The following is a 21,995-nucleotide window of genomic DNA, read 5'->3' as shown; positions in this document are numbered from 1 at the left end:
GCGGCTTTATTCGCTGAGCCACTCGTACTTGCCGAGATGGCTGACGTAGTCCCTCACCACATCGGGATTGCTGAAGCGGCTGAGAATATCACTCGAATTCTGTTTGACGATCGGCGATTCCCCGAATGCGTCGCCGGGATAGCCAAGGTATTCGCACATGTTGTCCCAAACCTCGGGACGCTTGACCAGATCCTCGTACCACAGGTCGAAATATGGCCGATTCCAGCGGTTCGCGACCATCTCGAACAAGCTTTCAAGCGAAGTGAAGTTCTGCATATAGGCGCGAAATTCCGGGGGGTGGAATTGCACGGTCTTCTTTGTCTTGGACAGGACCGTGGATTTCCATTCGTTGGTCGCGGCGGCGATCTTGAAGCTTGAAAAGCGGCTAAGCGGGTTGCGCCGACGCAGAAAGAGCAGCTTGGCATCCGAGTTGACAACGTATTTCAGCGCTTCGGCATTGTGGTTCAGGAAGAGCTTGAACCCAATCGCCTTGACGTTTTCAAGCTCGTCTTTCGGCTCGAAGGCACCTGACCAAAGCTGCGATACGAACGCGGCTGGCTTGCCGTCGCGCGTTGCCAGGGTTTGAGGGTCGCCATTCACCCTTTTGTCGTGAAAAATCATGTACTGACGATGGAACACCTCGTTGTAGAAAATGATCTCGGGGTGCGTGTTGAGGCGCTGAGAGACCATGTTCGATCCGGTGCGATCCATGCAGACCAAACAGATCTTGTCGATTTTCTTGTCCATTCCTACCTCATGCCTTCGGATTCTCTATTTCGCACATCTTCTAGTGTGCAAGCCGGTTGCCATGAATCTTTTCTACGGCATCGGTGTCAACGGTCGATCCCACAAACTCCGCTGTATGTAGCGCTTCGGCGGGCGCTTTAATGAAGCCGTTGTAGCGAATTTCCTTATATCCGACGATCCGCCGATCGGATTCAGGACGCAAAACCGCTGTGTTAGCGACCCGCGCGAACTTGTTTTTGTTTTTCTTGATCCGCCGCCAGCTTTCTAAGAGTGGGGCAAGGGCCAGGCTGTTTTTTCCACGGATGATCAAGTCCTGCATTGCGTTCATGATGGCGTGCAGCAATGTGGAGTCCGACCGACGATAGGTCATGACAAAAACTGTTGTCAGTTCATCAGGCTGTCCAGAGGCTGTTGTCATCTGAGCTTTCTACTCTGAGTTGGAGGATTCGGTGACCCTAGGTCTTCACTCTGCTGCGCTGCACAAGCCGTCTCTTCAATTTCAGGAACAGGGGTTCTATCCCTTTGATCTTTACCAATTTGAAGAACACTGCGTCCAGATACTGATAGCGAAGCGGAAAGGAGTGCGCCGACATGTGGCTTCCGGGCGCTCCGGGCCGGCTGACAGAGCCGAGATAGCCCTTGTAGATTTCGCGCAATCTGGCTTTTTGTTCGGGGTTCTGGAAGCTCATTTCATCGCTGATGATGCGATTGATCTGGCGTGAAACGCGACCAACCAGCGATGCATTCTGCGTGCTGCGCGAACCACCATAGCGCCGATAGTGATAGGTGATCTCGGGTGTCATCCGGCATTTTCCGCCCTTAACCAAGATCAACAGATTCATCAACCAGTCTTCGTTCAGCGGCAGCCGTTCATGCTGCGTGCCAAGGGCCGCCAGCAGCGCGTCGCGTCTGAACATGCTGCCGCTATGGCCGAAATTCGCAGCGGTTGCGGTCCAGATATTGCCGTTACGCGGTGTCCAGCAGTGATTTTCTTCCTGAAAGCAGGACATCACGCCGGTCGCCATGGTCAGGTCGGGATCGCGCGCGAACATCAAGTGGATCGCGGCGATGCCCTGCGGGTCCAGCAGATCGTCGCCGTCGCATAGCTGCACTAGATCCGTGGTCAGCGCCTTCACCCCATGCAGGCGGGCGACTGCCGGACCAGCGTTTTCCGGCAGAGTGATCAGCTGGACATCCAGTTCATTGGTGATCCGCGCGATTTTCCTGGCGTTTTCAGGCGCAGAATGATCATCGACCACGACGATGTTCTCGCCACCGCCCAGCACGGTTTTCGCGGTCGATATGGCCTGATGCAGGTAGCGGTGCTCCTGATAGACCGGCAGCACGATGCCCAGGCTGGGCAGGTCGACATTCGCGTCCACGTCAGGGGTCGGGAAATCCTGCTTGTAATAGGCCATCATCTCGGCCTGCCGATGCTCGAATGTCGCGATCCGTTTGGCCAGTTCATCCTCCGCCGGGGGCCCGACTTCGACCGGTATGCCTTGCATGAAGGCAATCAGCGATTCGGTCTCCAGTTCTTTCGGGTCGATCAGCGCGACGTCAGAAAAGCCCTCGGTAATCTCTGGCATACAACCATGCACAGAGATCGCGACCGGCCGGCAGGTGGGAAGGATTTCCAGCAGCGCATTGGGATAGTTCTCGAAGATCGACGGAAAGATATAGCCCGATACCGCACGAGAGCATTCGGCTAGCTCGTCTTGTTCCAGCCTGCCGGTAAAGTGGATGCGACCCTGCAAACCCTTTTCATGGATCAGCGCGTAAAGGTCGTTCAGTCTATAGTTGCCGATGTGGTCCAGCACATTGTGACCGGCAACCAAAAAGTGAAAGTCACTGGTTTTGACAAAGCGGACGAAGTCGGCGTCCGTCACGGCCTGCCAGAACATCTGAAATTGACCCTTGCGGTCCTCGATGCGGCCAAAAACGCCGATGAACCGCGCGGTTTGAAGGTCGGCCGGCTTCACAAATCTGCTTTTTTCACAGACCTTGTTAATCAATGTCGTCCGCGCATCGCCCATCGCATCGTCGGACACTCCTTCGATCGCTGTGAACAAGTGCCTTGGATAGGGATGCGGACATTTCACCATCTTGTCGGCGACATCCAGTCCGAACCGCTCGGTCAGTTCAAGAACGCGGTCGCGCATGGCGTCACCGCCGAACAGGATGGCGTCGGCGTCCTGGTAGACGCTCATTTCACGGTCAATACGGTCCCTGTTGAAGTCGTTCAGGCTGAAATGGTTGCCGCCATTATCCTCGGTCAGCATGACACTGGGCGAGTGCAGCCTGACAGCACCGACGCCAAACTCGTAGATGCCCGCCGCGCGCGCGCGCAGTGGATAGAACCCATCCGCGCCGTAATCCGAGAATTCGACAAGACCAAACCGATGGCCTGTCTGGTACAATGCGCGCAGCGCAAAATGGCACTGAAGCGAAAAGAACTCGTGCTCCAGACCGACGAAATTGAATGCCTTTGCCGGCTTGAGCAGATCGACATTGATCTTTTCGATTTCGGGCAGAAAATCCTGCTCTGCATTCATGCCCCGGGTCAGTACCAGTACCTTCTTTCCCGACTGTGCGAGTTCCTGCAGTAGCAGCCGGTGATAGGTCCCGATGCCACCGGTGACCGCGATGAGAGGCTCAAAACAGGTCAGGACGACGTCCCAGTTTTTGGCCGGCAGGTCCAATGATGGCAGAATAGCGTCGGAGGTAAGGTGCAGGGCAGTGCTCATATCGGTAGGGGTCCGCGAGGCCTCAGAAATCATGTGTCGGTGCTTATCGAACGACGTGGTACTGTCAACCCGCGCGTCCCGTTCAAAACCGGAAAGATCGGTTGAATGAGGATATAGGCGTGGTTGCGCCGCCTATATCCTAGCGGTTGTACCTGGAAAAGGCCTTTGGCTTATCTGTCGTGAAAACCGCCCCCAGCAATTTGTGCCGCAATGTCCCGCTGGCGGCCAGTGCTTCGGACGCGTGTGAGATGCCGGTTTCGCCCCAACGCAGCGCAAGTATGGCGGTGTCTGCCAGGGCGGCGGCGGTGTCGGCCTCGGCTCGATCGACAAGCGGGGGCAGGATCAGCAGCAGGTGATCCAGGTCGGGCCGCAGCGCGGTGATATAATCACCCAATGCCCGTTGCTGGGCGCGGGTCAGGATATCGGCCTCTGCTGGCAGCGACAGGATCAGCGGGTCGCCCTCTTGCCATGCGTCGCGAATGCGATCCAGATCCGCATCGACGGTGCCGGGCAGGAACGGATCGCCCAGCAGCACACGACCCGGCAGCTGCCGTGACAGACCGGCGCGTTGTGCGTCCAGATCCAGCACGGCGACGCGGCTGCCCGAGTCCGCGATGGCGCGCGATAGCCAACCGGCCAGTGCCGCGCGGCCCGCGCCGGGACTGACCGCACCGATCCCGGTGATCAGCGCGGTGCCGCCATCGGCCTTGCGCTGCTGCAATTCCGAGATCAGCCCGCGCAAGGTGGCCGAGGCCTCGCCCCGGGTGGGCGGTGTCACCAGCAGCGTCGGGCGCCGTAGCCGACTTTCGCCACCCGGCAGACGCGGCAGCAGGCCCAGCCAACGCAAACCCAAGCCTTCGCGCAGGTCGCTGACGCGACGCAGCTTGCTGTCCATCACCTCACGCAGAAAACCAAGCGCGCCCCCCAGCATCACGCCCGCAAACACGGTCAGGATCAGCAGGCGTTTTGCATTGGGCGATGAAATCTGGTCGGGCGGCACCGCGCGGGCGATCACGCGGGCGGGCGCGCGCTGAAAGGTCTCGCGCTGCGTTGCCGAGATCCTCTCTTGCAGCATAGAGCCGTAAAGCTCGCGCTTGGCGTCGGCGTCACGTTCCAGTTCGCGCAGGCGAATGGATTTCTCGGCGTCTATATTGGTGCGTGCCCTTAGTTCTTCGACCTGCGCTTCGGTCGCGGTGATTTCGCGGCGGGTCGCCTCTTGTTGCGATCCAAGACGCAGGGCGATCTGACCGGCCTCTTCCAGCATCAACTGGCGCAGCTGATCCTGTTCTGCGCGATTGCGCGCGACGACATCGCTGTTGGCGCCGAAACGTCCAATCAGATCGCGCTCTTCGGAAATCAGACCGGCAAAGCGGGTCTGAACATCGCGCAGGGCCGGGCTGGCCACGTCGCCGCCAAGCGTGCCGTCCATCAGTGCGGCAACGGTTTCCGAGGCGACGATGCCCTCCATCTTGTCTTGCATGGTCTGCGTTTCGATCAGGTCAGAGCGCAGGCGGATCAGCCGGTCTGTCGCGTCCGACAGTTCAGCCTCGGAGGGCAGGATATCGTCGCGCATGGTGAACAGATCGTTCTCGCGACGGTAATTCGCCACCGCCAGATCCGCCGTCTGCACCTCGGCGGCCAGAACGCCGACGCGCTGGTCCAGCCAGGTGCTGATGCGGCGGGTGTCTGACAGCGATGCATCTGATGACACGCGGAAATAGGCGTCGATCAGAGTGTTGACCGCGTTCATCGCAAAAATCGGATCGTCCGAGGTATAGGCGATGTCGATCACATAGGTCCCGCCATCGCGATTGACGTCAAAGCCGCGCATCAGGTCACGACGAATGACCTCGCGGCGGGTCGACTCGGTATTGGCTGCGACTTCGGGCGGCAGGGCCTCGGACTCGACGCCCAGCAGATCGCGCAGCCGGGGCAGAACGTCGCCGAACACGCCCGGCTCTTCGGTTTCGGGTGCGGCGTCGAACAGGCCCAGGCTGTCGGCGGCCTGCATTGTCACCTCGCGTGAGGAGAGGACCTTGAGTTCGCTGTCCACCACAAGCGCGTCTGACAGCAGCAGCGTCGGGGCCTCGGGGCCGGAGAGAGAGTTCGAGATACGGGGGTCCACGATCAGCTCTGCCCGGGCAGTGTATTTCGGCGTCGCCAGCGCGATATAGACCAGCGCCAGCGCCAGCAGGATCAGCGTCAGCCCCGCAATCAGCCGCCATTGTCGCCCCAGGCCTGCGCGCAGCGCGCGGATGGTGCTGGCCAGATCGACTTCGGGGACGTGCTCGCCCTCTTGCGCGCTTAGGGGGCGCCATTGCGTGTCGTGATTGGTCATGCCGCGTTCTCCGACGCAGCGCCGGCCGTCCGCCCGGGTGCGATCTTTTGTGCAAGTTCAAACAACTCGATATCCGGCGCGCAAAGCGCCCTTAGCCGCTTCATCTGATCATCGGTCAGATCCACGCCCTTGTCCTCGGCCTTGTTGTAATGCGGTATCCGTGGCCGGACGCCAAAGATCGACGCAAAATCGCGTGCAAATCCCGGCAGGTCGTCCAGAAAGCCGATAAGGGACATGCGGCCAAGATTGCGCCGGGCAAGGGTCAGTGCCTCGGCCTCTTGTTCGGGTGTCACGGTCGCCATGCCGCTGAAGTAACGCAGTTTGTGCAATGCCTTTCGGCGCCCCTCTGGACTGACCAGAAAGGCGTCGAAGTCGCCGGTAAAGTTGCCGCTGCGCTTGTCCATGCGATAGTTCGAGATCGTCCGCGCAACCGGATCACGCAAAATCGTGACATAGCGATAGCGGTCACCGAAATGCTGCCACGCGGTTTCCGACCACAGGAAATGACCATGGATCAGGGTTGCTTGATGGGCCATGTGCATCAGCACCATGGATTCGCGAAAGCGGGTGACATCGGCTGCATGTGGGCCTTCGTCGTGATAGGATTGATCATCCTGCCCGCTGTTCTGAATGGCCAATGCGCGACGGATCGAGGGGCTGTCCAGGATGCCGATCTTGCGATGCAGTGGAACGGTTGCATACAGCGCCTCGGAAACCGACGTGCCCCCGCATTTCGGAACATGCAGGAAAACACAGGGGTGGCGCAGGCTTTGGCCGGACATGGTGCGCAGCGAGCGCCCGGCATAAAGGCGCGAGCGCTGCTTGAAGCGTTCAAATGGGGGAAGCTCTCTCATCGTAAAAATTTATCCATGAAAACAGGTGAGGTTCGGGCCCGGCCAAGGCTGACGCCGATCATGATCAGCCAGGCCATCATAAATTCGTGCTGGCGGTACAGATATGGTTCGACCAGTGCAACGTTGACTGGCATCAAGACGGTGATCAGGCAGCCGATCGCCAAGGGCGAGCCATCCAGCCTCCAGACGCGCAGAACCCGGCGCAGACTGGTCAAGACCAGTGTACAGATTGCCGCGATGCCCAGCAGGCCAGTGCCGATGCCGGTATCGGCGATGAAGTTATGAAAGGTCGGTGCGGTGGCGCCGGCGCGTAGCACCAGGAAGCGCACGCTTTCAAAGCGTTCGGCAGTCCAGAAGGCCTGAAAACCATAGCCGGTCAGCGGCGCCTTGGAGATCTCGCCCGCCGCAATCGACCACAGCTCGGTTCGTCCGGTCAGAGTGGCGTCCTTGCCGGTGCGGGCGAACAGTTCGGCCATCGGATCAAAGCCCACCAGTGTCATCAGCACAGGCGCCAGCGCCACGGCCAGCACCAGTGCCGCAATCGCGCCATGGCGCAGCCAGCCCGCCAGTCTGCGCCGGTTCAGTAGCAGCGTCAGTGCCAGATAGATCGGCAACAGCAAGATCGCCGTCATTGATTTCGACAGCAGCACCGCAATCGGGCAAAGCACCAGCGCGACCAGCGCGGCGGCGCGCAAGATCGACGGGATCTGTCCGCGCGGCGTCAGAACGAAGGTCAGTGCCAGCACCGTTGCCATGGCACCATAATGGCCCAGCATGTTCTTGTTGGTGTAGATACCCAGCAACCCGCCTACATCGCTGTAAAGCGGCTGTGAGATGGCCCCGCCGCTGAGGTAATTCAGCATCGACAGGACACTGCCGAAGAACAGGGTCGAAAAGGCGAGGATCATCAGGCGTCGCGGATCAAAGCGCCAGCCAAGATAGCAGGCGATCAGAACCGACATGCTGATCTGGATGCCGCCGACCAGCGACACTTTTGGCACCACCGACCAGGCCACCGATAGCAGGCATACGGCAGGATACAGCAAATAGGTCCAATTGCGCGCCAGCAGCCGGAAATAGGCCGGCCAGACCGACAAGATCCGCAGCAGCGCCGCACCATAGATCAGCATCCACAGTTCCGAGGTCAGTCCCCAGCGGTTGGGCAGATCGCCAGCGGCGATCAGCACCATCAGTGCCAGACCGGTATCGTATAGCCGCCAGACAGCACGCTGGCCGCCACGGGCCAGGGCCACGCGACGCGGCGCGGCAGCTTGATCATATGCGGTCAGACTGACCAATGTGCCAGCTCCAGTCCCGTCATCTCTCTGAAACGCGCGGTATCTTGGGCCAGATCGTCTCGCATGTGCTGCAAGACCGGCTCTGGCAGGCTTGGGGTGACACGTCGCGGGCCGATGGCTGCCAGCCTGCGCAGCCGGTCACGCATACGAGGCCCCAGCACCGTCGTCAGCAAGGGGCGCATCGGACCCTGTGCCAGCCGCAGCAAGGGCAGCGGCACCTTGGACAATTGCCGGCCAGAGTTTTGGCTGGCAAGCTTGTCCAGTTGCATCGATTCGGCGCCGACATGGGCCAGGATGCGATTCACCTGAACGTCGGGTTCCGCCAGCAATGCGTCGAAATCGACGACCAGGATCTGATCATTCGGGAAATGCGCGTGCCACAGGTCCAGCTGTTTGGCATAGCTGCTGATGTCGATCAGGCTGTGATATTCGTGGCTGCCGATCAGATCCTCGGGCAGGGTCCGCAGCAGGCCCATGGTCCAGCTGTGCTCGAACTGAGATGCCGCGCGCGCAACCGGGTCGCGCACGACATAGATAAGCCGCGCGTCAGGCGCCCTTTGCGCCACGCGTTCGGGCACCCCCGCGAAATCACGCGCCTTGGTGTAGTTCGGACTGGCCTCTCCCCAAAGGGGGCGCTGAGGGTCGAATTGCCCGCGATACCAGTCAGCGCCGCGCGACAGGTTCTTTTCGGCAATGAAAAAGTCGGTCTCCTTGTCGCGCGACATGCTGATCTGAGGGTGGCGTGACAGGGTGTTGTGCAGGGTCGTGGTGCCGGCCCGCATTGCGCCGATCACGACGAAATCGACCATCGGCCGGGCGTTGGCCCTGCTGTCCGTCGTGGTCATGCCGTCTGGATCCGGCGCTGTGATCGTTGTCATTGCACTCGTCCGCTGATCAATTGACTTGCTGCACAAGAAAATAGGCTTCGTAATATTTGCTCAGCGCGACCTCATGGGATTGCGCCGTGAAGTTCAGGGCCCATCGGTTGCTGCGCAGTTTTTGGTAATCGGATCGCATATAGTATTTCTGACTTTGCGAGCTGTGCATTTCGATTGCGGCCAGCTTGGTTTCAAACTCGTCGGTGATGTCGACGAACCAGTTCGGCCGAAAGGCGGGATCATGGTCTGTATCCTCTGCCAGCAGCAATGTCGGCAGCCAATCGGTCCGCCGCACGGCGATTTGAACAGCCGCCTCGACGGCAACATGATCCTGATGCGCGGTCCGGCTTTCACCGACATGATGAGACACGATCAGATCCGGACGGTGGTCGACCAACATCGCCTCTGTCCATGAAATCAACTCGCGCGTGCGCGGCACAAAGCCATCTATGAAATCGCCCACCACGATCTCGGCGTCGATCAGGGCCGCCGCGACCCGCGCCTCGTTCAAGCGATCCCATTGCGTGGGGTCGGCACCGTTCTCGCCGCGCGTTACAATACATATGACAACCCGCCAGCCATTCTTGCGCAGCTTGGCCAACAGACCAAAGCAAGCCAGCTCGGCGTCATCGGGATGGGCGAGCACTGTCAGAGCGGTGCGGGTTTCAATCGAACTTTGTTTAATCAGCATATTAATAGAACCGGTACGTTTTCCATTCGCCCTACGGGTGAGTCGTCAAGTCGTGTCAGGCGGCGGTTTACGTCCCGCGCTTGCAACTGAATTCCTGGATGAACGCAAGTTGAACGTCTAAATATCCGGGTTTTTTCGAACTAAACCGAATGGTTAGTTGCAACACTATATTTAAGATTGATAGAACAGGGGTTGTTCAGGTCATGTCACGGCAATGTGCTCGGCGAAAAGCCGCGCACGTTTATGACTGATTGGAAAAATAGGGAACCATAGCGTCTGTCAGAAAAATGCGACTTTCTGGACCATAAGCGACTGAACAAAATACACATTTATTAAGCTATTTATTCTGCCGCGACCCAAGGGCATTTACCCTTGGTTGCACCCCCGTCAGCGCTGCCATTTCCGGCGGTGGTGCAATTTAGGGTGAAAGCAGAAAACCGCCGAGATGTCGTAGGGCCTAGCTAGTCCGAATGAACTATATCTCGCCCCGACTGTTCGAAACGAGGTACCCTCACACGTTGACTTCATCTGCGTTAAAGAAAGCCCACGACACAATTTTATTGAGCTACAGACATGATTTATAACGTTCTGGATTCTTCGCAAAAATCCCCCTCTCGTCCGTCGCAGGATTCGGCTACTCCACCAGCAGTCGAGCAAGGCGGCGGTTTTTACGCAAAGCGCGGCAAGCGCTATCTCGACATCACGGGCGCCATCATTCTGCTTGTGGTGTTCTCACCGATCATTCTGGTCATCTCGCTATTGCAACTCACGCAAGCGGGCGGCGCATTGTTTACCCACACGCGCATTGGCCAGTTCGGGGAAGAGTTCGGCTGCCTCAAGTTCCGGACCATGGCGGCAGATGCCGACAAACGGCTGGAAAAGCTGCTGGCCTCGGATGTGGAGGCCCGTCAGGAATGGCGCGAGACCCAAAAGCTGACTGACGATCCTCGGGTAACCGGGCTCGGCAATGTTCTGCGTCGAAGCAGCATGGATGAATTGCCGCAACTGTTGAACGTCTTGCGGGGCGAGATGAGCCTGGTCGGCCCGCGTCCAGTGACTGCCTCAGAGTTGTCGAAATACGGTGAGGCCTGTCAAAGCTATCTTGCCATGCGCCCCGGACTGACCGGCAAATGGCAAGTCAGCGGTCGCAACGATGTAACCTACGATGAGCGTGTGCAGCTGGATCAGACTTACGCGCGCAATTTCGGGTTGGTCGGCGATTTGGCGATCCTGGCGCAAACGATTGGCGTGGTGCTGGGTGCGACCGGTCGGTAATCTGGCTATTTTCTGCGGTGTCGGCCCAGCCAAAACAGGCCGACACCAACGATCAGATTCGCCAACAGGATCAGGACAACCGTCGACATTGGCCATGACAGGCCAAAGCCGACCCGCGCGACCAGGGCCCCGAGCGCCCCACACAGAAGCGAGATGAACAATAATCCAAGCGGCATCGCGACATAGCAGCATGGAAAAAGCCATTTTACCAGCCTCATCTCGAAAGACTTTTACCAGGTACGCAGCGGCCCGTACCTCTTTGGAACTTGAATGCGAAACGTGACCCAGACCACGCCCCAAACGGTGACGCGAATCGACAAGCCCCGGCGTGAATATCTCGCCGGGCTGGTCGATTCGCTGTTGCTGATCGTCGCGCGGGTCGGCGCGAATGTGCTGGCTTTGGTCTGGACGATGCTGCTGGTGCGTCTGGTGCAGCCCAGCCTGTCCGGCATCGCCTTTCAGGCCATTGCAATGGCGCAGTTGTTTTCGATCCTGCTGACGTTGAATGTTGAATCCGGGGCGGTTCGAACGCTGGTGCCAGCGATGCGCGAGGGCCGGTTGGATCAGGCGGCTGGATTTATCCGCTTTAACCGCCGCATCATGCTGTTTTCAGTGCCGTTTTTGGCAATGTTGGCGCTGCTCTGGCACGGGCTGTTCGCCGCACCGGAACTGTCGGTCCGCGTGATCCTGTTCGTTGCCTTGGGCGCGATCATGGTCGCGCTGGCACGGATGACATCCCGACACGCGACCGCGCTTGGGGTGATGCGAAAGGGGCTGTTGCCCCGTCTGCTGATGGGTCCGATCGTGATGACAGTCGGGCTGGGTATCGTCTGGCTGGCTGATTGGCGCCTGCAACCATGGCACGTCGCCGCGCTTTATGCCCTGTCGGAGGCGCTGACCGTTACCGTGCAGCACTATCTGCTGCGCAATGACCTCGGCCGTTTCAAGGATCAGCCGGCGAACACCGAGGGTTGGCGCAACTGGCTTTCGCTGGGTCTGTGGCTGTCGCCCGGCCTGATGATGAGCGAGTATCGCAAGGCCCTGCTGATCGCGGCTTCGGCAATTGTCCTGCTACCTGCACAACTTAGTCTGTTTGCGATCGCGTTCTCGATCATCAATATCGTCAATTTCGGCGTTGTCGCCGTCGATGTCGCCTTCAGTCCGCGCATTGCCCATGCGATGGCCGGCGACGATGGTGCGCGCCGTGACCGGCTGTTGGCCGTGTCGAGCGCGATCAAGCTGGCTGGCCTGTCCTTGGGCGGAGGGCTGCTGTTGGGGCTGGGACATTGGATTCTGGGCTGGTTCGGCGCCGACTATCTTGCTGCATGGCCAGCGATGATGGTTCTGCTGCTCTTGCCAGCGGGTTCGATCCTGTTCGGGCCGGCATCGATCGTGCTGTCGTCACGTGGGCAGGGCCGGCTGGATTTCACCGGCAATGTCATCGGTGCCACCGCAACGATTCTGGCGGTGACGCTGGGTGGCGTGATGGGTGACCTGACCGGCGCTGCGGTCGGTGCGGTGATCGGCCATCTGGTCAACCTGGCGATCATGGCCTGGCTGTGCCGCAGCAGACTAGGCGTCGACACCACATTACTCAGCCTGCGCCACCTGCGCGCGGCATCGACCAACAGCGGGGCGCCGGCATGACCGTCCATCAATCCGATATCGCCTCTGACAGCGTAGTTTCCGGCGCAGAGGTGCTGATCGTCGTGCCTGCGTTGAACGAGGCGCGCGGGATCGAGGCATGCCTGCGCTCGCTTTTCGCGGGCGATCCGCGCTTGACGGACTGCGAGGTTATCGTGGCGGATGGTGGCAGCAGCGACGGCACAGATCAGATTGTTGCCAGACTGACGCGTGAGTTTCCCCGGCTGCGATTGATCCAAAACCCGCAACGGCTGCAATCTGCTGGTCTCAATCTGGCGGTCCAGGCGCACGCTCAGCCGCATCACAGAGTGCTGATCCGTGCCGATGCGCACGCGATCTATCCGCCGGGCTATGCGATGCGGGCGGCTGATCGTCTTGTGCAAATGGACGTGGCATCGGTTGTCGTGCCGATGGATTCCACTGGGACGACCTGCTTTGGCCGTGCGGCCGCGTGGATCGTCGATACCCCGCTGGGCAGCGGCGGATCGGCGCATCGGGGCGGCAAGGCCTCGGGCGAGGTCGATCACGGGCACCACGCGGCGATGGATATGGGCTGGTTCCGGCGCGTCGGCGGCTATGATGCCAGCTTCAGCCATAACGAGGATGCCGAGCTTGATCAGCGTATCCGTGCGGCTGGCGGGCGGATCTGGCTGGCGCGCGATCTGCGGCTGGATTACCGGATGCGCCCCGATCTTCGCGGCCTTGCCCGGCAATACTGGAATTATGGCAAGGGCCGCGCGCGAACAGTGACCAGGCACCGGATGCGCCCACGCCTGCGCCAGATGGCACCCGCGCTGAACCTGGTCCTTTTGCTTGCCAGCGCGGTGCTTGCACTGGCCGGTGCGGGTTGGTTGGCTGCGATCTGGCCGCTGCTCTATCTGGCGGTTCTGGGTGCGGCCTCGGTCTGGATGACACTGCGCCATCGCAGCCCGTGCGGCTTGTTGGCGGGACCGGCGCTTGCAGCCATGCACCTGCCTTGGGGGGCGGGCTTTCTGACCGGAATAATCAAGGGATCAGGCCGATGACGACCAAGATCGACATCCTCATGTGCACCTTTCGCCGCCCCGAGGTCGGCGAAGCGATCACAGCCATCGGAAAGATCGACCGGCCCGCAAACAGCGAGCTGCGACTGGTCATCGCCGATAATGACGATACCGACAGCGCCCGTGCGGTCGTTGAACAGGCTGCGGCGTCGCTGCCCTTTCCCTGTCTCTACATCCATGCGCCGGCGCGCAACATTTCACTGGCGCGCAACGCCTGCCTGGATGCCGCCAGCGCGCGTGGTGCCGACTGGATCGCCAGTCTGGACGACGATGAAACGGTCAGTCGCGAATGGCTGGTCGAACTGATGAAGGCGACCAGCGGCCATGACGGCAGTTTCGGCAAGGTTCTTGCGGTTTACCCGCAAGAGGCGCCCGAGTGGGTCAAGGTGCTGGATTTCCATTCCTCTCACCCCGAACATCTGGGCCGTCATATCCGGACCGGCAACAGCGGCAATGTCGCGCTGCGCTGGCATGGCGCGCCTTGGCAGGGCCAGCGCTATGATCTGGCGCGCGGCACGACCGGGGGCGAGGATACCGAGTTCTTTTTGCGCCTTCACGGCATGGGCGCCCGTTTCTCGGCCGCGCCGCTGGCCGTGGTGACCGAGCCGGTTCCCACCGGGCGGCAGACGCTGGATTGGTTGGGCGAGCGGCGCTATCGCATGGGGCAGACCCATATCATCAACGCGCAAACGGCGGTCGCGCGCGCCCGTCTGATGGTGACGGCGCGGGCCAAGGCGGCCTACTGCCGGCTGCGTGAGCACCTGTCGGGCAGTGATGAAACGCAGCGTAATTTCTGGTATTTGCGCGGCCAGTTGCATCGCGGCGTGGTCGCAGGTCTGTTGGATAAGCCGCAGGCACAACTTTACGGTCGCGACCCGGTATGACCGGTGCTGTCCCTCCTGGCCTGAAGGTCGCCGTTTTCGGCTTTGATCTCGCAGAGGCTGCGCAGATCCGGCGGATCCGTTCGTTGATTGCGCTTGGCTGCGAGGTGACCTCGTTCTGCCAGCGTCGCGAGGGCAGCCCCGATTTCCAGCCGGAATGGCGCAATATCGATCTGGGGCTCGTGCGTCACAACGATATCAAGGGCCGCGCGCTTGGATCGGCGCGCGCTGTGCAACGGGCGATGTCAGGCTGGCGGGCGCTGTCCGAGGCGCAAGTCATCATTGCCCGTAATCTGGATCTGGCGCTGATCGCGTTGACGGCACGGCGCCTGGCGGGTCTGCGCGCGGGCCGGCGCCCGGCGCCTCTGGTCTATGAGTGTCTGGACATCCACGATCTGATGACACGCCCCGGCAGGGTCGGTCGCGTCATGCGGGCGGCCGAGCGGCGGGTGCTGGCGCGGGCTTCGTTGCTGGTCGTCTCATCTCCGGGCTTTGTACGCGAATATTTTCAGCCGCTGCAGGGATATGACGGCCCAACCGCCCTGGTCGAGAACAAGCTGTGGCTGGGACTGGACGACGCCGCGCGACCGCCGCGCCCCACTGCTGAAGCACGCTCTGAGGGCCGGCCACTGACCATCGGGCTGGTCGGCTCGATCCGCTGTCAGGCCTCGGTCCGGCTGCTGATGGAAACCGCTGACCTGATGGGCGACCGCGTGCGCGTGCGGATCGCTGGTGCGCTGCACGAACATGCGCTGAGCGACTTTCACGATGAACTCGCGCAGAGGGAAAATGTTGAATGGATGGGGCCATATGACTATCCGACCGGACTGGCGCAGGCCTATGCCGGTTGCGATCTGGTCTGGGCGCAAGACATGTGGCAGCGGGGCACGAATAGCGATTGGCTGCTGCCCAACCGCATCTACGAGGCCAGCTGGTGCGGCTGCCCCTCGGTCGCGCTGAGGACCACGGAAACGGGGCGCCGGATCGCACGGGACAATCTGGGCTATGTCATTGATGCGCCGCAGCCGGACGAACTGGCCGCATTGCTGCAGGGCCTGACGCCCCGGCAACTGGCACAGGATCGCAACAGGTTGCTGGCGCGCCCAGAATCCGATTTTGTGCAGGTTGCACAAGACGTGCGTCCCTTTCTGGCCCCCGCGTTGGATCTGCAGCGCTCATCCGCTGCATTTCCGCGTCTTTCTGCCGGCTAGGCAACTTTACCTAGGTAAAGCCGCGTATTTACCAAGCTGCTCATCATAACTAACTTTTATTTCGTGATATTCAGATTACGCCGAACGCGAAACGGACGCCTGCAAATCCAAGGCCCGCGCTTCCGCCCCCCGTTCGTAACGAGTGATTTTTTAATAATAATAAGAAACGAGTATTTGCCTGGATGCCAGCCGAAACAGGGCCACCATGCTGTTTCGGCGGCACTTTTTTATAGGACAATCTTAGTCTCAGACGTCAGTTGTTGGTGCCTCGTCCAGCCGCAAGGCCAGGTCGATCAATTCCGCGACCGAATTGACCAGCAGCTTTTCCAGTATGCGCGCGCGATGGTGGTCAACCGTGCGGGGGCTGATGTCCAGGGCCCGCGCAATTCCCTTGCTCGATGCTTCGGACGGATTGCGCAGCATATGATCGACAATTTCGCGTTCGCGCGGTGTCAGTCGTTCAAAGCGGGCACGCGCATCCTTTTTGCGGCTTTCAGATTTCCTTTGAGTCTTTGCGGCCTCCAGCGCGGCATTGATGCGTTCAATCAATTCGGTTTGACGAAACGGCTTTTCCAGAAAATCGATTGCGCCGCCCTTTATCGCCTGAACCGATTCCGGTACGCCGCCATGGCCGGTGATAAAGATGATTGGCAAAGGGATGCCCTGGTTATTCATATGTCTTTGCAACTCTAGCCCGGTCATACCCGGCAGGCCTTGATCAAGGATGAGGCAGCCGAACATGCTGCTGTCATAACGTTCAAGAAATGCATCCGCGTTTTCAAAGCTTTCGACGGTATGGCCGCGCAAGCGCAGCGCGCGCGAAAGGGACGACCGGATATCGGGGTCGTCATCAACAATGAAAACGACGGGGGGGGTGTCGCTCTTGGGCATATCAGTGTTTCCGCTCATTTCGGCTCTGCCTGAATTGGCAGAGTAAAACAGAACCTTGCTCCTTCGGAGTGGTCGTCGTCCAGCCAAAGCCTGCCACCATTGGCTTCGACGAGGGATCGACAGATCGACAGACCCAGTCCCATGCCAGTGGCCTTGGTGGTTTCGAACTTCGAAAAGAGGCTGATCGAGGAATCGACGCCAGGCCCGGTATCCGAGACGGAGATGCGGGCCGTCCGCCCGACCTGTACCGCGCTGACCGTCAGTCGGCGATTGGCAGGATCGGACTTGACCATTGCCTCGATGCCATTGCGGATCAGGTTCACCAGCACTTGCGCGATCTGGACGCGGTTGGCGGGAATGGGTGGCAAGGGCGGCATCTCTGTTCTGATCGTGACGCCGGCCTCGGCTGCCTCTGGCTGCACGAGGATCAGGGTCTGGTCCAGCAGTTGCGCAATGTCGAAGGGCTCTGCTGTGACCTCTTCCTTGCGAATAAAGCTGCGCAATGCCCGGATGATGTCGCCAGCGCGCAGGGATTGTTTCTCGATCTCGACCAGCGTTTCACGCAACTCTTTCGGCTGCTCGCCTTCCTTGTCCAGAAGCAGCAGCGCCGTATCGGCGTTCTGCGCGATGGCGGCCAGCGGTTGGTTGACCTCATGTGCCAGCCCGGCGGCCAGCTCGCCCATGGTTTCACCCCTGGCCAGCCGCGACAGATCCCGGCTGAGCTGGTCAATCTGTCCTTCCTTGATCTTGGTCTCGGTGATGTCGTCGAACGCGACCACCGCATGCAGCGGCAGACCGCTATGATCGCGTATCAGGATGGCGTTCACGGTGACATTGATCAGCGTGCCGTCCTTGCGGACCAGCCGGGCCTCGCGGTGGGTTGCGAAACTTTCGTCCTGCATGGGTTTGTGCGGCCGGAAAAGACCGGTAGCGCCGGGCGGGATCAGATCGGTGTAGACCATCTGCGACAGCTCTTTTGAGCTGTAGCCCGTCATCTCGGAAAAGCGATCGTTGACCCTGAGAAAACGGCTTGTATCCGGGGCCATCTGCGCCATTCCGCGCGACGACCGGTCGAAGGTCAGGCCGTATTCCCGTTCGGTTTTCTTGCGCTCGACGATCTGGCGCATCAGCGTCTGATTGGCCTCGGCCAGTTCAGAATAGGTCTTGGGCTGCGGCTCTGACGGGTCGATTTCACCCTGTGCAATCAGCGCCGAACGCACGGCAAAGGCGCGCACGGGACGGTGGATGAAATTCGCCAGCGCCAGTCCGATCAACCCGGTAATGACAGCGACCAATGCTGCGATCCAGATATTATCCGCCCGGTTTTTCTTTATCTCACCGATAAAATCGTTCTCGGGGGCGTAAACTGCAATCGTCCAGGGCAGCTCCTCGCTGATGACCGGCATCACCCCGCCCACATATGACGAGCCCTCGAATTCAAAATCCGTGAACGTGGCACGTGTGCTCGGCGTGTCGGTCATCGCCGCGCCGGTCGTGCCAAAGGCGGCCCGCGCGATCGGGTCTTCCAATTCGTTAATCTGCGTAAAGCGCAGCGAGCCATCGCTGTTTTCGGTTCTGATCAGTGCAAGATTGGGATGCGCGATGACATCCCCGTTCTGGTTGATCATCAGCGCCTTGCCCGACAGCCCAATGCGCAGCCTGGACAGGAATTCCGATATGCTGCTGATCTCGATATCGACACCGACGACGCCGCGTACCGTCCCTTCATTGCTGAAGACCGGCGAGGCCAGAGTGATCCCCGGCGCTTTGGAGGAAAAGAAGATATAGGGTTCGGTCCAGATCGTGCCCATCTTTTCAAAGGCGCGCTGATACCATGGCCGGTTGCGTGGGTCGAACATGTCTTCGGGGTCGGTTGTGCTGTCCACGATGCTGAAATCTTCGTTCCGCCACATCATCTTGACCGATCGTTCAGGGGTCGTCTGTATGATCTTGGTCCGAAACGGGCCGGGCCCGTCTGTCCTCATGATGTAGACGAAATTGCCGTTCTCATCGCCGTAATACAGACCCGAGAAATTGGGCGTGACCCGCAATTGCTGGAACAGGAACTGCTCTAGCAACACTGGATCGTCGCTGGCCACGACGCGGTGCTGGGCTAGCCGTGCGGCCAATTCGGCAGCGCCTCGTGCGGGATCGAGAAAGCCCTTGGTGTGCTCGGTCGCGTTGACGCCGACATCGGTCAGGAGCGCGCGCGCATGGTTCAACAGTGCTTGCTCTGATGTCAGATAGGATGACAGCACCACTAGCAGGACCGCAACGAATTGCAGCCCGGCCAGTCCAAGCGCCAGCAATGCTGCAAGTGAATTTCTCATTCGCGACGCGTTCCCCCGTTGGGCCGCAACTTTGCGTGTCTTTTGGCGGCGGGGCAAGGTGACTGTCCGTACATGTCGACGTTATCGCTGCGTCAAAATGCCCATTTTGCGGCCACTGTGCCGCAATGAGGGTCGTCGTTCAGGGCCGAGCTGCGGCCGCCTTTCGCATGGGTCGGCTCAGCGGGACGCCCATCAGCGTCTCATGATAGGCAATGGCGTCCTCGAGATCGGGGAACGTTTCCAGATGCCCGTTTTCCAGCACGGCACCCATTGTGCACAACCCGCGGATAAACGGCATCGAGTGGCTGACCACGACCGAGCTGGAATTGGTCATTCGATCAGCAAACACGGCCTTGGATTTTTCGCGAAAGGACGCGTCACCTACGCTACTGACTTCGTCAACCAGATAGGTGTCAAAGTCGATGCCCATGCTGGTGCCCATCGCAAGGCGTGCCCTCATGCCGGATGAATAGGTCGAAAAGGGCTTGTGGTAGTTCACACCCAACTCAGCGAAGTCATCGACATAATCGACCAGCGCATCCGTATCGACACCGTAGATCCGTGCGACAAAGCGCACATTTTGCGCGCCTGTCAGCTCACCGTGAAAACTGCCAGCGAAGCCAACCGGCCACGAAACCGTGCCATCGCTCATGACCTTGCCAGAGGTGGGCAGCATGGTTCCCGCAATCATCCGCAGCAGACTGGATTTTCCAGCGCCGTTGCGGCCCAGCAGCGCGACGGATTCGCCCGTGGGAAACGCGGCAGAGATGTTGTCGGCCACCACCGTCTTCTTGCCGACCCGACGATAGATCTTGGTCAGGTTTTGCAGAACGATCATGATCAGCGCCGGTCGCGAACACTATAATAGATCAGCAACAGCACCGACCAACCCAGCAGCAATGCGCCAAGGATGCTGATCAACCAGAACGGGCGGTTTGGCACCAGCGAGGCCTCGGCCAGTTTGGGTTCGATATGCGCTGCCAGATATCTGGACTGCCGCCGAGCTTCGGCTATGGCTGAATCATATGCGGCCTGCGCTGACTGAAAGGCGATCTGGTCAAATTCCAGGTCAGAGGCCAGTTTTTCATATTCCGCAACAAGCTGGGCATAGCTTTCACCTGCTGGTCCCTCGCTGCCGGCACCGAATTTACCGCGTTCTTCCGCGATGCGCGCGCGGATGGCCTCGATCCGCTTTTCTGCCTGTATCACGCGCTGGTCGCTGTCGGTTGCATTGTCGCGTAGCATGTCAACTTCGATCAGCGCTTCGGCCAGACTTGCCTGCAGTGTATTCAGGATGCCCATCTGGCCAGCCAGGTCGGCAGACGGATCGACGATCTGCGTTCTCATCCGGAATGCTGTCAGTGCCTGGCGCGTTTCGGTCAGACGCTCTTGTGCACGGGTCAGTTCTTCGCGGGCAAAACGGGTGGCATCGTCGCGGGCAATGTCGGACAATCGGTTGATCGTGCGGCTGCTTTCCTCGAACGTTGCCTGAGCGATGGCCAAGGCATCTTCGGGCGTGTAGGCTGACACGCGAAGCGTGATCAACTGGGTCGAGGTGTCATACAGAACCTTGACATGACGATCCCAGTGCGCCGTCAGATCCTCGATGGTACCCGAAGGGTCGAAGGCAAAAAACGGATCGTTCGGCCATTCCCTCGAGAACAGGGTACGCAGGTCGACGGCCGCATCGATGCGGGCAACAATGTCTTCGCTGCGCAAGAAATCGTAAAGAATATCGGTATCAGATGCCGACGCGCTGCCGGTAATCTGGGTCAGGCCGCCCAGCACGTCCAGCGTGGGCGCAGAATCCTCTTTGCGGACCGAAAAGCCGACGGTCGAGACATAGCGATCCTCGGCGCGGGTCCAGAGATACCAGGCGGAAACGGCAGTCGGGACAACGATCAGCAGCAAAAACGTCAACGCCAATACAAGGTGCCGCGTCTCGAAACTGGCCGACGGGACCGGAGGGAGTGGTGTGTGTTTCGGTTTCTGTGCTTGTGCTTGTGCTTGTGCCTGTGGCTGTGCCTTGGCCTGATTGGCCGGCGCCGGCTTCTTGCCCGCAGCGCCACCTGCTGCCCCAGGCTGACCTTGCGACGGTGGCCCCGCCGGAGCGGCCGGCTTTTGTGGCGCCTGAATATCCGGCCGGCTGAACGGCGCGGTGTTATCCTTGACGGGCTGAGCCGATTTTTGCGCATCGGTAGAAGGGGATTGGCTCACGTCACGATGCTTTCGGTTGTTTCTCGTGCTGCGGGCTTGTTACATGCGCATCAACATCAATACCAGAGTCTCAGTTCACATGATTGACAGCTCGCCACCGATCGACCAGCCCGCCGCACGACTTCACGCGGTGCGCAAGCGCCCCCGCTTTCAGATGACGCGCACGGTCATGGCGTTGATGCTGCGCGAGATCGCGACGACCTATGGCAGATCGGCAGGCGGATATTTCTGGGCGATTATCGAGCCGGTGTTGGGTATTGCCCTGCTTTCGGTCATCTTTTCGCTGGCGCTGCGATCGCCGGGCCTGGGGACCAATTTTGCACTGTTTTACGCCAGCGGCTACCTGCCCTTTGCGATGACGCTGCAAACCATCAACAAGGTGGGGCAGTCGGTGCGTTTCTCGCGGCCGTTCATGGCATATCCCTGCGTCACGTTCATGGATGCGCTGGTCGCCCGGCTTCTGCTGAACGCACTGACGAACGTCGTCGTCATGGCCGTCGTTTTGTTCGGCATTATGGTCATTTTTGGTCTGCCGATCTGGGCTGATCTGGGCAGTCTCGCCATGTCCATTAGCCTTGCGATGCTGCTGGCCTCGGGGATTGGCACGTTGAATTGCTATATGATGACGTCATTTCCCATTTATGAGCAGATCTGGGCGATCGCGACGCGGCCGTTGTTCATTATTTCGGCTGTGTTCTTTACCTTTGAGACATTGCCCGCCGTCGCGCGTGATATCCTTTGGTACAATCCCCTTGTCCATATTGTCGGTCTGATGCGGCGCGGGCTGTACCCCACCTATGACGGTGAATATATCAGCCCGCTTTTCGTGACATTGGTTGGTGGGATCACACTCTTCTTCGGCCTGCTGCTGCTCTCGCGGCACTTCAAGCAGCTGATGGAAGCATGAGGTGCTGACGCGGGTCGTCGGTGCCGGCGTTCTGGCTGCAGAT

18 protein-coding genes are annotated in these 21,995 nt (G+C 59.9%); 6 read left to right on the top strand and 12 right to left on the bottom strand.

All coding sequences use genetic code 11. The features are described 5' to 3' along the window. Nucleotides 1–6: 6 nt before the first annotated feature. The 8 genes from CUV01_RS07095 to CUV01_RS07060 form a co-directional block, all read right to left on the bottom strand. Nucleotides 7–747: a hypothetical protein gene (locus CUV01_RS07095; protein ID WP_101459858.1), complete on the bottom strand. Its 741-nt coding sequence runs from the start codon at nucleotides 745–747 to the stop codon at nucleotides 7–9. 40 nt (nucleotides 748–787) lie between these two features. Beyond that, the gene (locus CUV01_RS07090) at nucleotides 788–1,165 is read right to left on the bottom strand and encodes a hypothetical protein (RefSeq protein ID WP_157994803.1); all 378 of its coding nucleotides are present in this window, start codon (nucleotides 1,163–1,165) and stop codon (nucleotides 788–790) included. Between the two features lie 37 nt (nucleotides 1,166–1,202). Next, on the bottom strand, nucleotides 1,203–3,494 hold the full coding sequence (locus CUV01_RS07085) for a glycosyltransferase (protein ID WP_198731894.1): 2,292 nt from the start codon (nucleotides 3,492–3,494) through the stop codon (nucleotides 1,203–1,205). A gap of 139 nt (nucleotides 3,495–3,633) precedes the next feature. Further along, entirely contained in the window at nucleotides 3,634–5,832 is a 2,199-nt protein-coding gene (locus CUV01_RS07080) for a GumC family protein (protein WP_101459855.1), read from the bottom strand. Next, nucleotides 5,829–6,686, bottom strand: coding sequence for a sulfotransferase family 2 domain-containing protein (locus CUV01_RS07075; RefSeq protein ID WP_101459854.1), 858 nt, complete (start codon nucleotides 6,684–6,686; stop codon nucleotides 5,829–5,831). Before CUV01_RS07075 ends, CUV01_RS07080 begins: the two co-directional genes overlap by 4 nt. Further along, a complete protein-coding gene (locus tag CUV01_RS07070; protein ID WP_101459853.1) occupies nucleotides 6,683–7,984 on the bottom strand; it encodes an O-antigen ligase family protein in 1,302 nt (433 codons plus the stop codon). Before CUV01_RS07070 ends, CUV01_RS07075 begins: the two co-directional genes overlap by 4 nt. Further along, a complete protein-coding gene (locus CUV01_RS07065; RefSeq protein WP_101459852.1) occupies nucleotides 7,972–8,862 on the bottom strand; it encodes a sulfotransferase family protein in 891 nt (296 codons plus the stop codon). Before CUV01_RS07065 ends, CUV01_RS07070 begins: the two co-directional genes overlap by 13 nt. A 16-nt stretch (nucleotides 8,863–8,878) precedes the next feature. After that, the gene (locus tag CUV01_RS07060) at nucleotides 8,879–9,553 is read right to left on the bottom strand and encodes a PIG-L deacetylase family protein (RefSeq protein WP_101459851.1); all 675 of its coding nucleotides are present in this window, start codon (nucleotides 9,551–9,553) and stop codon (nucleotides 8,879–8,881) included. A gap of 573 nt (nucleotides 9,554–10,126) precedes the next feature. Here CUV01_RS07060 and CUV01_RS07055 point away from each other — a divergent pair. From CUV01_RS07055 to CUV01_RS07030, 5 genes are all read left to right on the top strand, one after another. Continuing rightward, nucleotides 10,127–10,828: a sugar transferase gene (locus tag CUV01_RS07055; RefSeq protein ID WP_101459850.1), complete on the top strand. Its 702-nt coding sequence runs from the start codon at nucleotides 10,127–10,129 to the stop codon at nucleotides 10,826–10,828. A 279-nt stretch (nucleotides 10,829–11,107) separates the two neighbouring features. After that, nucleotides 11,108–12,475, top strand: a complete 1,368-nt coding sequence (locus CUV01_RS07045; protein WP_157994802.1) for a lipopolysaccharide biosynthesis protein — start codon at nucleotides 11,108–11,110, stop codon at nucleotides 12,473–12,475. Further along, nucleotides 12,472–13,497 (top strand): glycosyltransferase family 2 protein, encoded by a 1,026-nt coding sequence (locus tag CUV01_RS07040; RefSeq protein ID WP_101459847.1) that lies wholly within the window; start codon nucleotides 12,472–12,474, stop codon nucleotides 13,495–13,497. Before CUV01_RS07045 ends, CUV01_RS07040 begins: the two co-directional genes overlap by 4 nt. Then, a complete protein-coding gene (locus tag CUV01_RS07035; RefSeq protein WP_101459846.1) occupies nucleotides 13,494–14,399 on the top strand; it encodes a glycosyltransferase family 2 protein in 906 nt (301 codons plus the stop codon). The genes CUV01_RS07040 and CUV01_RS07035 overlap by 4 nt, the downstream gene beginning before the upstream one ends. Beyond that, nucleotides 14,396–15,607, top strand: a complete 1,212-nt coding sequence (locus CUV01_RS07030; protein WP_101459845.1) for a glycosyltransferase — start codon at nucleotides 14,396–14,398, stop codon at nucleotides 15,605–15,607. Before CUV01_RS07035 ends, CUV01_RS07030 begins: the two co-directional genes overlap by 4 nt. A gap of 246 nt (nucleotides 15,608–15,853) precedes the next feature. Here CUV01_RS07030 and CUV01_RS07025 read toward each other — a convergent pair whose 3' ends face one another. The 4 genes from CUV01_RS07025 to CUV01_RS07010 all read right to left on the bottom strand — a co-directional run bounded on the left by CUV01_RS07025 (nucleotide 15,854) and on the right by CUV01_RS07010 (nucleotide 20,754). Next, a complete protein-coding gene (locus CUV01_RS07025) occupies nucleotides 15,854–16,498 on the bottom strand; it encodes a response regulator transcription factor (RefSeq protein WP_101461919.1) in 645 nt (214 codons plus the stop codon). A gap of 14 nt (nucleotides 16,499–16,512) precedes the next feature. Beyond that, nucleotides 16,513–18,828 carry a cache domain-containing protein gene (locus CUV01_RS07020; RefSeq protein ID WP_101459844.1) on the bottom strand — a complete coding sequence of 772 codons (2,316 nt, stop codon included), beginning with the start codon at nucleotides 18,826–18,828 and terminating at the stop codon, nucleotides 16,513–16,515. 139 nt (nucleotides 18,829–18,967) lie between these two features. After that, nucleotides 18,968–19,666, bottom strand: coding sequence for an ABC transporter ATP-binding protein (locus CUV01_RS07015; protein WP_101459843.1), 699 nt, complete (start codon nucleotides 19,664–19,666; stop codon nucleotides 18,968–18,970). 2 nt (nucleotides 19,667–19,668) lie between these two features. Continuing rightward, a complete protein-coding gene (locus CUV01_RS07010; protein WP_232962569.1) occupies nucleotides 19,669–20,754 on the bottom strand; it encodes a KpsE/RkpR family capsule polysaccharide export protein in 1,086 nt (361 codons plus the stop codon). Nucleotides 20,755–21,088: 334 nt separating this feature from the next. Between CUV01_RS07010 and CUV01_RS07005 the strand changes: the two genes are divergently transcribed. Next, nucleotides 21,089–21,952 (top strand): ABC transporter permease, encoded by an 864-nt coding sequence (locus CUV01_RS07005; protein ID WP_338418342.1) that lies wholly within the window; start codon nucleotides 21,089–21,091, stop codon nucleotides 21,950–21,952. The last annotated feature ends 43 nt before the right edge of the window (nucleotides 21,953–21,995 follow it).

Source organism: Paracoccus tegillarcae, from assembly GCF_002847305.1.
Taxonomy (GTDB): Bacteria; Pseudomonadota; Alphaproteobacteria; order Rhodobacterales; family Rhodobacteraceae; genus Paracoccus; species Paracoccus tegillarcae.
The sequence above is the reverse complement of the archived record's forward strand: the minus strand, read 5'-3'. Positions and strand labels throughout refer to the sequence as shown.